The sequence below is a fragment of the Streptomyces sp. NPDC059564 genome (assembly GCF_042735575.1).
Lineage (GTDB): Bacteria > Actinomycetota > Actinomycetes > Streptomycetales > Streptomycetaceae > Streptomyces.
In genome coordinates this window covers 1-13,615 of sequence record NZ_JBHWBP010000202.1, presented here as the reverse complement: position 1 = coordinate 13,615, position 13,615 = coordinate 1, and the positions used below count along the sequence as shown (strand labels likewise).

At 74.3% G+C, this 13,615-nt stretch carries 15 protein-coding genes and 1 pseudogene; 7 read left to right on the top strand and 9 right to left on the bottom strand.

Annotation, left to right across the window (positions count from 1 at the left end):
* Both ACFV0Q_RS27470 and ACFV0Q_RS27465 read left to right on the top strand, forming a co-directional pair.
* On the top strand, positions 1-638 hold a 638-nt coding region (locus ACFV0Q_RS27470), incomplete at its 5' end, for an SDR family oxidoreductase (protein ID WP_385009045.1).
* Positions 639-686: 48 nt separating this feature from the next.
* Positions 687-1,484 carry a hypothetical protein gene (locus ACFV0Q_RS27465; protein WP_385009044.1) on the top strand — a complete coding sequence of 266 codons (798 nt, stop codon included), beginning with the start codon at positions 687-689 and terminating at the stop codon, positions 1,482-1,484.
* On the opposite strand, the gene ACFV0Q_RS27460 is transcribed toward ACFV0Q_RS27465, so the two are convergent.
* The gene (locus ACFV0Q_RS27460; protein WP_385009043.1) at positions 1,471-2,304 is read right to left on the bottom strand and encodes an enoyl-CoA hydratase/isomerase family protein; all 834 of its coding nucleotides are present in this window, start codon (positions 2,302-2,304) and stop codon (positions 1,471-1,473) included. The genes ACFV0Q_RS27465 and ACFV0Q_RS27460 overlap by 14 nt on opposite strands.
* A gap of 71 nt (positions 2,305-2,375) precedes the next feature.
* A complete protein-coding gene (locus ACFV0Q_RS27455; protein WP_385009042.1) occupies positions 2,376-3,140 on the bottom strand; it encodes a PIG-L deacetylase family protein in 765 nt (254 codons plus the stop codon).
* A 255-nt stretch (positions 3,141-3,395) separates the two neighbouring features.
* Between ACFV0Q_RS27455 and ACFV0Q_RS27450 the strand changes: the two genes are divergently transcribed.
* Both ACFV0Q_RS27450 and ACFV0Q_RS27445 read left to right on the top strand, forming a co-directional pair.
* Positions 3,396-3,944, top strand: coding sequence for a DUF6232 family protein (locus ACFV0Q_RS27450; RefSeq protein WP_385009041.1), 549 nt, complete (start codon positions 3,396-3,398; stop codon positions 3,942-3,944).
* Positions 3,941-4,267 carry a hypothetical protein gene (locus ACFV0Q_RS27445; protein WP_385009040.1) on the top strand — a complete coding sequence of 109 codons (327 nt, stop codon included), beginning with the start codon at positions 3,941-3,943 and terminating at the stop codon, positions 4,265-4,267. The genes ACFV0Q_RS27450 and ACFV0Q_RS27445 overlap by 4 nt, the downstream gene beginning before the upstream one ends.
* A gap of 49 nt (positions 4,268-4,316) precedes the next feature.
* Here ACFV0Q_RS27445 and ACFV0Q_RS27440 read toward each other — a convergent pair whose 3' ends face one another.
* Both ACFV0Q_RS27440 and ACFV0Q_RS27435 read right to left on the bottom strand, forming a co-directional pair.
* Positions 4,317-5,402, bottom strand: coding sequence for an S-(hydroxymethyl)mycothiol dehydrogenase (locus ACFV0Q_RS27440; RefSeq protein WP_385009039.1), 1,086 nt, complete (start codon positions 5,400-5,402; stop codon positions 4,317-4,319).
* Positions 5,403-5,475: 73 nt separating this feature from the next.
* Positions 5,476-6,420, bottom strand: coding sequence for a LysR substrate-binding domain-containing protein (locus ACFV0Q_RS27435; protein WP_385009038.1), 945 nt, complete (start codon positions 6,418-6,420; stop codon positions 5,476-5,478).
* Between the two features lie 70 nt (positions 6,421-6,490).
* Here ACFV0Q_RS27435 and ACFV0Q_RS27430 point away from each other — a divergent pair, with 70 nt between their 5' ends.
* The 3 genes from ACFV0Q_RS27430 to ACFV0Q_RS27420 all read left to right on the top strand — a co-directional run bounded on the left by ACFV0Q_RS27430 (position 6,491) and on the right by ACFV0Q_RS27420 (position 9,267).
* Positions 6,491-7,411: a dihydrodipicolinate synthase family protein gene (locus ACFV0Q_RS27430; protein ID WP_385009037.1), complete on the top strand. Its 921-nt coding sequence runs from the start codon at positions 6,491-6,493 to the stop codon at positions 7,409-7,411.
* A 90-nt stretch (positions 7,412-7,501) separates the two neighbouring features.
* Entirely contained in the window at positions 7,502-8,101 is a 600-nt protein-coding gene (locus tag ACFV0Q_RS27425; RefSeq protein WP_385009036.1) for a hypothetical protein, read from the top strand.
* A gap of 398 nt (positions 8,102-8,499) precedes the next feature.
* Positions 8,500-9,267, top strand: coding sequence for a transglycosylase SLT domain-containing protein (locus ACFV0Q_RS27420; RefSeq protein WP_385009035.1), 768 nt, complete (start codon positions 8,500-8,502; stop codon positions 9,265-9,267).
* Positions 9,268-9,312: 45 nt separating this feature from the next.
* Here ACFV0Q_RS27420 and ACFV0Q_RS27415 read toward each other — a convergent pair whose 3' ends face one another.
* The 5 genes and pseudogenes from ACFV0Q_RS27415 to ACFV0Q_RS27395 all read right to left on the bottom strand — a co-directional run.
* A complete protein-coding gene (locus ACFV0Q_RS27415; RefSeq protein WP_385009034.1) occupies positions 9,313-9,918 on the bottom strand; it encodes a response regulator in 606 nt (201 codons plus the stop codon).
* Entirely contained in the window at positions 9,915-11,129 is a 1,215-nt protein-coding gene (locus ACFV0Q_RS27410) for a sensor histidine kinase (RefSeq protein ID WP_385009033.1), read from the bottom strand. Before ACFV0Q_RS27410 ends, ACFV0Q_RS27415 begins: the two co-directional genes overlap by 4 nt.
* A gap of 24 nt (positions 11,130-11,153) precedes the next feature.
* Positions 11,154-11,873, bottom strand: coding sequence for an ABC transporter permease (locus ACFV0Q_RS27405; protein ID WP_385009032.1), 720 nt, complete (start codon positions 11,871-11,873; stop codon positions 11,154-11,156).
* Positions 11,870-12,844 (bottom strand): ABC transporter ATP-binding protein, encoded by a 975-nt coding sequence (locus tag ACFV0Q_RS27400; RefSeq protein ID WP_385009031.1) that lies wholly within the window; start codon positions 12,842-12,844, stop codon positions 11,870-11,872. The genes ACFV0Q_RS27405 and ACFV0Q_RS27400 overlap by 4 nt, the downstream gene beginning before the upstream one ends.
* Before the next feature lie 87 nt (positions 12,845-12,931).
* A pseudogene (locus tag ACFV0Q_RS27395) lies at positions 12,932-13,615 on the bottom strand (hypothetical protein); the annotation flags it as partial.

The window sequence follows — 13,615 nt, the reverse complement described above, 5'->3', positions numbered from 1 at the left end:
GGGCCCCCGAGCGGGTCGCGGAGGTGTTCGACGCGGCCGAGGCGGCGCTCGGGACTCCGGACGTGCTGGTCAACAACGCGGCCGCCAACTTCCCCTGCCCGGCGGAGGACCTGTCCCCCAACGCCTGGCGGGCGGTGGTGGACACCACCCTGACCGGAACCTGGTTCACGACCAGGGAGTTCGCCCGCCGCCACCTCGCGGCGGGCACCCCCGGGTCCATCGTGAACATCGGCGCCTCCTACGCCTGGACCGGCGGGCCCGGCTTCGCCCACAGCGCCGCCGCGAAGGCCGGGGTGAAGAACCTGGTGGAGACCCTCGCCGTCGAGTGGGGCCCGTACGGCATCCAGATCAACGGCCTCGTCCCGGGGCTGGTCCCGCACGCCGACATGACGGCGGACATCCGGGGCGGTCTGGAACGCGGCGCGGCCGGCGCCAAGGACGCCCGGCAGCCCGCGCTGCGCGTCGGCGCCCCCCGCGAACTGGGCTGGGCCGCCACCTTCCTGGCCTCTCCCTACGCCCGCTTCGTCACGGGCCACACCCTGGTCGTCGACGGCGCCAACTGGCAGCGGCGCTCCCTGGTCCAGCCCGAGGTGGTTCCGCTGCGCGACCAGCTGGGGCGCGGCCCGTTCGCCCCGTGACCGGGCGCCACCAGGGCCGATGTCAGTGGGCGCTGCCAGGATGGGGCCATGACTTTCGCCGACATGACCTTCGAGCGGTGGCGTGCGCTCGACCTCGCCGCCGCCCGCCGCTTCGCCGACGGGGCCGCCGCACGGGTGGGCGGCCGGATGCTCGCGGTCGAGACCGTCGAGCACCTCGGCGGGCCCTTCCACCGGGCGCGGATCGAGCGGCAGGGGCAGGAGTTCGCGCTCATACCCGGCGGGCGGGTCCGGCTCGGCTTCGACCCGGACGCCTGGCGGCCGACGCCCGCCCAGGAGGCCGATTACGCGGAGAGCCTCGACGAGGGATTCGGCTCCGGACCGGACCTGAGGGCCCACCTCGCCGAGGAGCTGAGCCCGGTCCGGACCGTGGAACTGGCCACCGTACTGATGGCCGTGCGGGACGAGGCCGCGCCGGAGCTCCCGGACTACATGCCGGCCGCGCTGGCGGCGCGCGGGCTGCGGATGCCGGGCGCAGACGAGTGGGAGCACGCCTGCGGTGCGGGCGCCGGCAGCCTCTTCCGCTGGGGCGACGAGTGCCCGCTCGGCGAGCCCTCGTACGGAGACGGCGGGATCCGGCACGAGCCGAACGCCTTCGGGCTGCGCATCGCCTACGACAGTTACGCGGCGGAGCTGAGCGACGACCGCGGGTCCGTCCACGGCGGGGACGGCGGCGCGGCCGTCTGCGGGGGCTACGGGGACCTCCTGGGCTGGCTGCCGCTGGCCACGGCGCACCGCAACCCGGGCATGGCGGAGTTCGCCTACGGCCCGGACGGGGAGCACGCCTGGGACTGCTTCACCGTCCGGCCGGTGCTCACGCTCCCCTGAAGCGCGGGGTGCGGCGGGCCGCCTGGGCGCCGTAGCCCTCGCGGGAGTCCTCGGAGGTGAGGGTGAGGGCGGCGGTCATGGCGACGCGGTCCAGGGCGGCGGGCAGCGCGGCGTCGGCGTACGCGTCGATGCTCCGCTTGATGCCCTGGACGGCGAGCGGGGCGTTGGCCGCGATCTCCGCCGCCAGGGCGCGGGCGGTGGTGTCCAGTTCGGCGGGCGGGACCACCAGCTGGACCAGGCCCCGGCGTTCGGCGGTCGCGGCGTCGATCCGGCGGCCGGTCAGGGCCAGGAACTTGGCCCAGCCGGCGCCCGCCTCCCGGGCGACGCGCAGATCGCCCCCGGCGTCCACCGCCACGCCGAGCCGGGCCTCGGGCAGGGCGAAGACGGCGTCCTCGGCGGCGACGCGGACGTCCGCCATGAGGGCCAGTTCGAAGCCGAAGCCGAGGCAGTAGCCCTGGACCGCGACGACGACCGGCTGTGGGAGGCGGGCGAGGACCGCGAAGCGTTCGTGGACCCAGCGGATGCCCTCGTAGTAGTTCCGGGTCCGCTCCGCCGGGGATCCGCCGGTGATCGCCCCGCCGGGAGCGGTGACGTCGATGCCCGCGCAGAAGGCCCGGCCCTCCGCGCGCAGCAGTACCGCGCGCACCGACGGGTCGAAGCGGATCCGGTCGGCCAGCAGGCCCAGCTGGCGGGTGGATTCCCAGCTCCAGGCGTTGAGCCGGTCCGGCCGGCAGAGGGTGAGGAGCGCGATGCCGTCCTCGACGTCCAGCCGGATCCGCTCCGCGCCCTCGTCGATCTCCGTGGAGACGGTGTCGATCACCTTGTGCCGCCCCCTGACCCATCTGATGGCCCGACCTCACCTGATGGAACGTCAGATTACGGGGTCGCGCGTCAGCGGGGGAAGACCTCGAACGCCACCGCCGGACGGCCGCCGAAGCGGGCGGCGGCCTGTTCGGCGTTGCCGGTCAGGAAGGTCCGTACGTACTCCTCGGGGTCCTGGCTGGTCAGCCCCTCGATGTACGCCCTGTGCTCCAGCAGGGACTTGACGGAGCGCTCCAGACCGGGACCCGCGTCGGCCGCGTGGGTGGGCGTGGAGGTACCGGCCACGGCGACCCAGCGCACGCCGTTCCAGGGCTCCAGCCCCTGCTCGGAGATCAGCTCGGGGAAGATCCACCGGTTGCCCGCGTCGCCGGCGGCGTCGAGGGTGGCGCGGCCGACGGCCTGGTGGTCGGGGGTGTTCCAGTAGCCCCCGCCGCCGGCGCCGCCCCAGGTCTCGCGGTGGTTCAGGGTGATCACCAGCTCGGGGCGGTGGCGCCGGATGGCCGCCGCGACGTCCCGGCGCAGGCCGAGGCCGTACTCGACGACCCCGTCGCGGTGGTCGAGGAACTCCACGACGGAGACCCCGACGACCGCCGCGCTCGCGCGCTGCTCGGCCTCGCGCAGCGCGGCGCACTCGGCCGGGGCGGTGCTGTCGATGCCCGCCTCGCCGCGCGTGGCCAGGACGTAGACGACCTCACGGCCGCCGTCCGTCCAGTCGGCGATGGCCGCCGCGCAGCCGTACTCGAGGTCGTCGGGGTGCGCGACCACCGCCAGGGCACGCCGCCAGTCGGTGGGCATGGGCTGCAAGGGCGCCTGCTGATCAGCTCGTTCACTCATACGCCGACCCTAGGCGAAAGCACCGCCGGGAGCGCACGGCGGTGCTCCCCGCGGCGGTGGAGGGCGGGGCCTGAATTCGTCTTGTGGCAGGGGCATGGCAGGTTCTTAATGGGGCTCCGCTCCGACGCGGTTTCCGTCTCAGGGGGATGTATGGAAACGAACGGGCCACCACCGCCGCAGCCACCTCCGCTCGCGCCCGGCGCACCGCCGGTCCCGCAGAGGCCGCCGGGGCAGCCGCCGGCCATCCCGCGCGAGGTGCCGGGTCTGCTCCACCTCACCGTCACCAAAAGGCTGCTCTGGGTGGGAGGGGCGGCGTACCCGCTGCACAACGTCGCCCGCATCTACACCTTCGTCCTCAAGCCACGGCGCCGGGAGGCCGCGGTCACCTTCGCCCGGAGGACGGCGCTGACGCTCCTCGCGGCGCTGGCGTTCACCGTGTTCGGCACCATCGCCGGCTTCCTCTCACGGGGCGACGGGGACTTCGAAAACACCATCGCCTTCGTCTGGTTCGCCACCGTGGTCGCGCTGATCTACTACTTCGGGGACATGATGTCCGTCCTCACCGCGAGCTCCCACTTCGTCCTGGCCGTCGAGTCCAACGGGCAGTCGACCGCCCTCGTCACCGGCCGCCGCGAGCAGCTCAACCCGCTCGTGCACCAGATCGCGTACGCCATCGAGCATCCGGACACGGAACTCCGCGTCCAGGTCGAGCGGCTGACGATCAGCAATCCCGGCAACTACTACTTCGGCGACACCGTCAACATGTACGGCGGCCGGGGCAACACGGGGGTGAGCCACGGATGAGCGGTGACACCGTGAACATGTTCGGCGGCCAGGGCAACAAGGGCATCGTCTACGAGGGCGGGTCCCCGGCGGCCCGCTCCCCCGAGCAGGCCGTCCGTGAGCTCCTCGCCCTGCTCGCGGAGCTGCGCGCGCACGTACCGCCGGAGTCCGCGCGCTGCATCGACTCCTCCCTGGCGGCCATCACCGCGGATCCGGCCGCCGTGGAGCCCGCCGAACGGCACCGGGCGCTGATGGCGGTGGCGGGGATCGCCGCCACGGTCGGCGCGGTCGGCGTGCCCGTCGTGGAGGCCGTCCGCGCGCTGCTCGCGCTCCTCGGGGCCTGAGCGGTCCGGGGCGGGGAAGCCCGCCCCGGACCGTACGGCGCGCGGCCGGTCAGAATTCGACGACGGAGCGGAGGACCTCGCCGCGTTCCATGCGGGTGAAGGCCTCCTCGACCCCGTCGAGGGGGATCGTCTCCGAGACGAACGCGTCGAGGTCCAGGCGGCCCTGGAGGTACAGGTCGATCAGGAGGGGGAAGTCCCGCTCGGGCAGGCAGTCCCCGTACCAGGAGGACTTGAGGGCGCCGCCGCGGCCGAAGACGTCGAGGAGCGGGAGTTCGAGCTTCATCTCCGGGGTCGGGACGCCGACCAGGACCACCGTGCCCGCCAGGTCCCGCGCGTAGAAGGCCTGCCGGTAGGTCTCCGGGCGGCCGACGGCCTCGATGACGACGTCCGCGCCGTTGCCGCCGGTCAGGGCCTGGACGGCCTTGACGACGTCCTCCGTACGGCCGTTGACGGTGTGGGTGGCGCCCAGGCCCCGCGCCCACTCCAGCTTCCGGTCGTCCAGGTCCACCGCGATGATCTTCGAGGCGCCCGCGAGCCGGGCTCCGGCGACGGCCGCGTTGCCCACGCCCCCGCAGCCGATGACGGCCACCGAGTCCCCGCGCCCGACGTTGCCGGTGTTCAGGGCGGCGCCGAGACCGGCCATCACCCCGCAGCCGAGGAGGCCGGCGGCGGCCGGGGAGGCGGCCGGGTCCACCTTGGTGCACTGCCCGGCGGCGACCAGGGTCTTCTCGGCGAAGGCCCCGATGCCCAGCGCCGGGGAGAGCGGGGTGCCGTCCTCCAGGGTCATGGGCTGGGTGGCGTTGTGCGTGGCGAAGCAGTACCAGGGGCGGCCGCGCTTGCAGGCCCGGCAGGTGCCGCACACCGCACGCCAGTTGAGGACCACGAAGTCCCCGGGGGCGACGGAGGTGACGTCCGGGCCGACGGACTCGACGATCCCGGCCGCCTCGTGACCGAGGAGGAAGGGGAACTCGTCGTTGATGCCGCCCTCGCGGTAGTGCAGGTCGGTGTGACAGACCCCGCAGGCCTGGATCTTGACCAGGGCTTCGCCGGGCCCCGGGTCGGGCACGAGGATCGTGGTCGTCTCCACCGGTGCGCCCTTGCTCCGCGCGATGACCCCTCGTACGCGATGTGTCACGTCGTACCCCGTTCTGCTCGGATCGGTCTGGATCTTCGAACGTACACGGGCGCCGCCCGGTACGGGAGTTGTGTCACGCCTCCGCGCGCGGTGCGGCCAGATCCGGCGGTACGGCGGCCCGCAGGGCGGCGGCGAAGGCGGCCACGGCGGGGTGGGCCCCGGCGCCGCTGCGGAACGCGATCTTGGTGCGGCGCTCCATGCGCAGCCGGGTGAGGACGACGCCCGGACCGGCCGGTCCCGTGACGCCGAGCTGCGGCACGACGGCCACCCCCTGACCCGCCGCGACCAGCGCGAGGACCGTGGCGAACTCGTCGACCTGGTGCCGGACCCGGGGGGTGAACCCGGCGGCCTGGCAGGCCCGTACGGTCATGGCCTGGCAGAGCGTGCCGGGGGTGGCGGTGATCCAGGGCGCGTCCCGGTGGGCCCGCAGGACGGCGTCCTGGCCGGGGGCGCCGTCCTGCGGGGCCACGACTCCGGGGCTCCCCGGGGCGGGGGCCGCCAGGTACATCGCCTCCCCGTACAGCGGCCGCGTGGCCAGCCCCGGCTCCGGCGGCGCGGGCACGAAGTCGTACTCGTGCACCAGCGCCACGTCCAGGTCCCCGGCCCGCAGCGCGTGCGCGACCGCCGCCGGGTCGGTCTCGCTGATCATCGGCTCCAGCCCCGGATGGCGCCGGGCCAGGTGCACCAGGGCCGCCGGGACGATGGCCCGGGTGGCGGTGGGGAAGGAACCGATCCGCAGGGCCCCGGCCAGCCCGCTGCGGGCCTCGGCGAGGTCGGCGTCGGCCTGTTCCAGCCGCTCCAGCACGGCGTCGGCGTGCCGGACCAGGTTCTGGGCGGCCGGGGTGAGCCGGACGCGGCGGCCGGTGCGCTCCAGCAGCGACAGCCCGGCCTCCCGCTCCAGGACGGTGAGCTGCTGGGAGACGGCGGACGGGCTGAAGGCCAGGGCCTCGGCCACGGCGGCGATGGTGCCGCGGCGGGCGAGTTCGCGCAGGAGCCGCAGGCGGCGTACGTCGAGCATCGGCTCAGCTTACGGTTCGGGTAAGAAAAGCGAACTGGATTCGACGCTCGGGGCGGGCGAAGCTCTTCCCATGCGACTGGACACAGATGAGACGGCAGCGGCCGGCACCGTGACCCTGGACGGGATCCACGTCCCGCTCGTCACCCCCTTCGACCGGGCCGGGGACATCGCCGCCGACGCCCTGGAGGCCCTCGCGCACGGGGTGCTCGACGCGGGCGCGGCCGGGATCGTGGCCCTGGGCACCACCGCCGAGACGGCCACCCTGGAGGAGGCGGAGCGCGACCTGGTCACGGAGGTCTGCGCCCGGGTCTGCCGGGAGCGGGGTGCGCTGCTGACGGTGGGGGCCGGGGCGAGCGGGACGCGGGCGAGCGAGGCCTCGCTGGCGCGCCTCGCGCGGTGGCCGGAGGCGGGGGCGGCGCTGGTGACGGTGCCGTCGTTCGTACGGCCCGCGGCGGCCGGGGTGCTGGCGCACTTCGCGCGGCTGGCCGAGGTGAGCCCCGTACCGCTGGTCGTCTACCACATCCCGTACCGCACGGGGCAGCCGCTGGACGCGGCCGCGCTGCGGGCGATCGGGTCCCTGGCGGGGGTGGCCGGGGTGAAGTACGCGGCGGGCGGGATCGACCAGGAGACGGTGGCGCTGCTGGGCGGCCTCCCGGAGGGGTTCGCCGTGCTGGCCGGGGACGACGCGTACCTGTCGCCGCTGCTCGCGCTGGGGGCGTCGGGCGGGATCCTGGCCTCGGCGCATCTGGCGACGGAGCGCTTCGTGGAACTCGCGGCGGCCTGGCGGGCCGGTGCCGTCCCCCGCGCCCGGTCGCTGGGCCACGCGCTGGCCCGGCTCTCGGCGACGGCCTTCGCGGAACCCAACCCGTCGGTGGTCAAGGGAGTCCTGCACGCCCAGGGCCGCATCCCGACCCCGGACGTCCGCCTCCCCCTGCTCCCGGCATCCCCGGAGTCGGTGGCGGCCACCCTCAAGGAGTTGGCCGAAATCTAGCGGTTGAGGGGCAGTTGACGGGGCAGTTGACCCCCTCATGATTCACTGGGGCGCATGGGGACGGGGGAACACGGGGAACCGGCGGGGAAGTTGAGCGCGCCAGACCGCCTGCGGCGGCTGGCGGCGCACGAGCGGCGCTGGATGAGGAGCCTCGCCCTGTGGGCCGTCCGGCGCCGGGACGGGGTCGGCGAGGGCGACACCGCGTTCGGGTACGCGCGCGCCCAGGCGCCGACCTCGTACGGCCTCGTCTTCGTGTTCGCGGTGGAGACGGTCGGAGTGTCCTTCCTGCTCGCCCCGTACCCGGCGGCCCATCTCGTGATGCTGGTCCTCGACCTCTACACGGTGCTGCTGGTGCTCGGACTGCACGCGGCGGCGGTGACCCGGCCGCACGTGGTGGGGCCCGGCGGGGTGCGGGTGCGGTACCGGGCGTCGCTCGACCTGTGGGTGCCGGCGGCGCTGATCGCCTCCGCGCGCGTGGAGACCCGCTTCCCCGACGCGAACCGGGTCGAGGAGGGGGTGCTGGAGGTGGCCGTCGCCGCCCAGACCTCCGTCACGCTGGAGCTGGCCCGGCCGGTCACCGCGGTCGGGCTGTGGGGGCGGCGCAGGCGGGTGCGGAGCGTGCGGCTGCATGCCGACGAGCCGCGGGCCGCGGTGGCGGCCGTACGGGAGCTGCTGGCGGAGCGGCGCTGAGGGGAAGCCCGCCCGGAAGGCGCCGGAAAAGGGGCGGGATGGGCGATTCGCCGCCATCGTTCCCGTCGCCCGAATCCGTAGGATCGGGCGGCTAATTGGCCGTATTGCGCCGGGCGGGTCCACGCGGCTTCAAACCGTGATGTGAGTCACGCCCGCCCGGCCAACATCAATTTCCCCGTCGCGCCGTTTTCCTTTTCCCGGAAAGGGAATCGACGCTTTCCGGGAGAGCCATTCAAGGTCATTTACCGGGCCGCCGCAGGGAAGTCGATCTCCCTTCGGAATTCGTGTCTTGTTCCGGCCCTGAGCATTCGCCTACGGTCACCCTCATTCCCGGTGGCCGCGTGCCGAATCCGGCCCTCGCCGGGGCTCTCCCGTACCCCCACGTGAGGAAATGCGCCATGTCCGCAAAGGGTAAGCACCGCCGGCCGAAGCAGCACCGCCTCGCCCGCCGCCTGGCATTCGCCGGCACGGGTGGAGCGGCGCTGGCCCTCCCGCTGATCAGCGCGACCACGGCCGGAGCGGCGGTCACCCAGCCGGCCGTGGCCCCGGCCGTCAGCACCGTGGCACGCCCGGCGGTACAGCCCGCGGCGCAGCCCGCGGTCGAAAAGGCGGTCGGCGCTCCGACCTATTCCGTGGTCGGCGGCGACTCCCTTTCGAAGATCGCGGCCGAGCATTCGGTGAGCGGCGGCTGGCAGGCCCTCTACGCGGCCAACCGCAACGCCATCGGCGCCGACCCCTCGGTCATCCGCCCCGGGCTCAAGCTGAGCCTCGGCGCCGCGGCGAAGGCCGCCGCCGCCAGGGCCACGACGATCGCGGCCCAGCCCGCCGCCGCGACGACGACGTACGGGAACAACCTCGACGGCTGGATCCGGCAGTCCCTGGACATCATGGCCCGGCACGGAATTCCCGGCTCCTACAACGGAATTCACCGCAACGTGATGCGCGAGTCCTCTGGCAACCCGATGGCCATCAACAACTGGGACTCCAACGCCGCGGCCGGAATCCCCTCGAAGGGCCTCCTCCAGGTCATCGACCCGACGTTCCGCGCCTACCACGTGCCGGGCACGCCGATGGATTCGTACGACCCCGTCGCCAACATCACCGCGGCCTGCAACTACGCGGCCGCGCGCTACGGCTCGATCGACAACGTCAACGGCGCTTACTGACCGGCCCGCTTGACGGACCCCCGCACCGCGCGGACGCGCAGCCCCTCAGAGCCAGCCCTGGCGGCGGGCCGCGCGGACGGCCTCCATGCGGTTGCGGGTGCCGGTCTTGCCGATGGCGGCCGACAGGTAGTTCCGTACCGTCGACTCCGACAGGTGCACCCGCACCGCGATGTCGGCGACGGTCGCCCCGTCGGCGGCGGCGCCCAGGACGTCCCTCTCGCGCGGCGTCAGCGGGTTCGGCCCCGCGCTGAGCGCGGCGGCCGCCAGCGCCGGGTCGATCACGGTCTCCCCGGCGAGCACCCGGCGGACGGCGGCGGCCAGTTCCTCCACCGGGCCGTCCTTCACCAGGAACCCGGCCGCCCCGGCCTCCATCGCCCGGCGCAGGTAGCCGGGCCTGCCGAAGGTGGTCAGGATCAGCACCCGGCAGCCGGGCAGCCGCGTCCTCAGGTCGGCGGCGGCGTCGAGGCCGCTGCGGCCCGGGAGTTCGATGTCGAGGAGGGCCACGTCGGGCCGGGCGTCGAGCGCGGCGGGCACGATCTCGTCCCCGGCGGCGACCTGCGCCACGACCTCGATGTCCTCTTCCAGCCCGAGCAGCAGGGCCAGCGCGCCGCGCATCATGCCCTGGTCCTCGGCCAGCAGGACCCTGATCATCGGTTCTCCCCGTCCTCGTGACCGGCCGGCTCCACCGGCAGTTCGGCGGTGACCTTGAAGCCGCCGCCCGGCACCGGTCCGCTGTCGAGGGTGCCGCCCGCCGCGGCGAGCCGTTCGCCGAGGCCGGTCAGCCCGCTGCCCGGCGGGGCCGAGCCTACGCCGTGGCCGTCGTCGGTGATCACCAGCCGGGCCCGCTCCGCGGAGCCGCGCAGTTCGATCTCGCAGGTGGCCGCCCCGCTGTGCCGGATGACGTTGGTGGTGGCCTCGCGGACCACCCAGCCCAGCAGGGCCGCCGTCTGCGCGGGCAGCGGGGGCCCGGACCGCCGTACGACGGGCTCGACGCCGGCGGCGCTCAGCACGTTCCGGGCCCGGTCGAGTTCGGCCTCCAGGCTCGCGTCGCGGTAGCCGGTGACGGCCTCCCGGATCTCGGTGAGGGCCTGGCGGCCCACCGACTCGATGTCGCGTACCTGGTCGAGCGCCGCGTCCATGTCGCGCGGGGCGATCCGGCGGGCGGCCTCCGACTTCACGACGATCACCGACAGGGTGTGGCCGAGCAGGTCGTGCAGATCGCGGGAGAAGCGCAGCCGCTCCTCGTCCACGGCCGCCCGGGCCAGCTCCTGTCGGGTGTCGCGCAGCTCCTTGACCGTCTCCGACAGGGCCAGCAGGGCGGCGGTGACCATGCCGGACAGGAAGGTCCCGTAGGCGATGCCGATGGCGCTCAGGCCCTCCTGCCGCCCGGCGATCACCCCGGCCACGGTGGTCACGAGGATCATCACCGGGCCGAGCCCGCGGCCCCGGACGACCGCGCCCGTGGCGAGGCCCAGCAGCGGGAAGAACAGCAGCCAGGTGCCTCCGTAGGCGAGGGCCAGGGCGCAGGTGACCGCACCCAGCGCGACGAGGCACCAGCGGGTACTGGGCGCCGTGCGCGCCCGCTCGTGGAAGGCCCGGAACACCAGGGTGATGTAGAGGGAGTTGAAGGCCAGCAGGCCCGCGCCTCCGACCCAGGGATTGGGGGTCTTGCCCTGGACGATGTTCGAGACGGCCCCCATGCCCAGCAGCAGCCACGGCAGCAGGGTCAGGGCGTTGCGCGGGAGCATCGTGCCTGGCAGGTGGCCGGACGCCTCGCCGCACGCCTCCTCTCCCGCGGCCCGCGCGCGCCTCCGCTCCCTCCCGGCCCGCCACTGCCGCAAGCCGGTCCGGTCGCCTCGCATGTGTCGTTCTCCCTGCCCCATGATCTAGACCGTCCTCGCGGACCGACGGTACGAGAGGACCGCGTACGAGCCGAACAGCGCGGCCCACACGGCGAGCACGGTCACCGCCGCGAGGCCGGGGGCGTCGCCGGCCGCGAGGGACTGGCCGATCTCGGCGAAACGGTGCGTGGGGGTGAGCGCGGAGAGGGAGCGCAGCCAGTTGGGGAACAGCTCGACGGGGAACCAGAGGCCTCCGACGATGGAAAGGACCAGGTTGCAGGCGACGTTGACCAGCCCCGTCGTCTGTGCGGTCAGCCGGTAGCCGTTGCCGATGCCGAGCAGGGTGAAGGGGAGCGCGCCGAGCCAGAGCACGAGGGTGACGGCCGCCCACTGCCAGGCGTCGAGGCGGACCCCGTTCACGAGGGCGCCGGCCGCGAGCACCGCGGCGATGGCCGGGAGCACGATCACCGAGCCGGTCAGCGCCCGGCCGGCCACCACCTGACGCGGGGTCATCGGGGTGACCCGCAGCTGGCGGAGCCAGCCGGTGCCCTTGTCCTCGGCGACGCCGGTTCCGGTGGACAGGGCCGCGCCCAGGGCTCCGTAGGCGGCCATCGCCACCATCGAGGCGGTCTTCCATTCGCTCTCGACGGTCCCGAGGTTGGTGAAGAGCAGGTACATCAGCACGGGCATGCCGACGCCGAAGAAGACGAAGCCGGTGTCGCGCAGGGTGCGGCGGACTTCGAGACCGGCGTACGCGGTGATCATCGGACACCCTCCGGGGCGGCGGCGGGGGTTTCGGGGGCGCCCGTGAGGGCGAGGAAGGCGTCGTCGAGCGAGGCCGCGGTGACTTCGATGCCGCGGACGGCCCGCAGGGCGGCGAGGGCGACGACCACGGCGTCCGGTTCGTGCGTACGGAGCCGGGCGCGGTCGCCGCGCACCTCGACGGAGGTGACCCCGGGCAGGTCCGCGAGGCCCGCCGTGGGACGTCCGGCCAGGTCGAAGGAGACCAGCGAGCCGCCGGCGGCCCGGCGCAGCTGTTCGCCGGTGCCGTCGGCGACGATCCGGCCGTGGTCCAGGACCAGGATCCGGTCGGCGTGGGCGTCGGCCTCCTCCAGGTAGTGGGTGGAGAACAGGACGGTGTTGCCGCGCCGGGCGTAGCCCCGCATGGACGCCCAGAAGGCCTTGCGGGATTCCACGTCGAGGGCGGCGGTGGGCTCGTCGAGCACGATCAGCTCCGGGTTTCCGGCGAGGGCGACGGCGAAGCGGACGCGCTGGGCCTGGCCTCCGGAGAGCCGGTCGATCCGCCGGCCGGCGAGGGCGGTGAGACCCGCGAGTCCGAGCGCCTCGGCGACGGACAGGGGCGCCGGATAGGTCCGGGCGACGAAGGTGACGAGCTCCCGTACGGTGATCCGCGGGACGGCGCGCCCCTCCTGGAGCATCGCGCCGGCCCGCCCGGCCCGTACCGCTTCGGCGGGGGTCCCTCCGAACAGCCGGACGCTGCCCGCGTCGGGCTCGTCCAGGCCGAGGAGCAGGCTGATGGCGGTGGACTTTCCGGCGCCGTTGCGGCCGAGCAGCGCGACGCACTCGCCGCGCCGGACGTCGAGGTCGAGCGCGGCGACGGCGCGGACGGCGCCGAAGGACTTGGCGACGTGCCGGAACCGGATCGCGGGCGCGGTGTCCGGGACCGGGGGCGGTGCGGCGGGGGCGCGGTGCGCCGCGCTCGGGGTATTCGTCATGTCCACCACGCTAGGGACGGGGCCCCTCGCCGGACAGATGCGCCCGTACGGACTCCGGCAGTACGAATGTCACGGCCGGGCGCGGTGTCAGGAGTGGACGGCCTTCCTGACCGTGCCGTCGATACCGGCGAGGAGGTAGCCGCCCTGTCCGTACGCGTCGCTGAGGTAGGGCCGCATGCAGGGGATCTGGTCCATCATCCAGGGCTCGACGATGACGTACGACGAGGTCGGGTACGGGACCTCGAGTTCGCGTCGGCCCTGCTCCAGGAGCCCGGGCAGGGCGTCCCAGTTGACGGCGGCCATGTCGATCACGGGGTCCCCGTCCTTGACGGTGCCCGAGGGGCCGGAGCGGGTGACGGCGCCGCCGCGGTACTGCCAGAGGTCGAGGGTGCGGGCTCCGGGGGAGGTGGGGACGGAGGCGAGGACGTACTCGTCGTAGACGGTCATCTTCGCGAAGGTGGTGGTGCCGGTCTTCGCCTTGAGGGCGGCGAGGGCGGTGCGGACGCGGTCCGGGGTGAGGAGGCTGCCCTTCGGGGCGGCGGACGGGCTCGCGGAGGAGCTCGTACGGGGTCCCAGCGGGGGCGCGGCGGGAACGGATCCGGACGGAGTGGATCCGGCGGGGGTGGCGACCGCCGGGCCGGTGGCACCGCCGCCGGGCTTGGCGCTGCTGCCCAAGTCCCCGTCGGGGAGCCACCGCACGACGCCGTAGATCCCGGCGGCCAGGACGGCGGCCAGCAGCAGGGCGGTCACCGCGCGCGGCCGCCGCCGGCC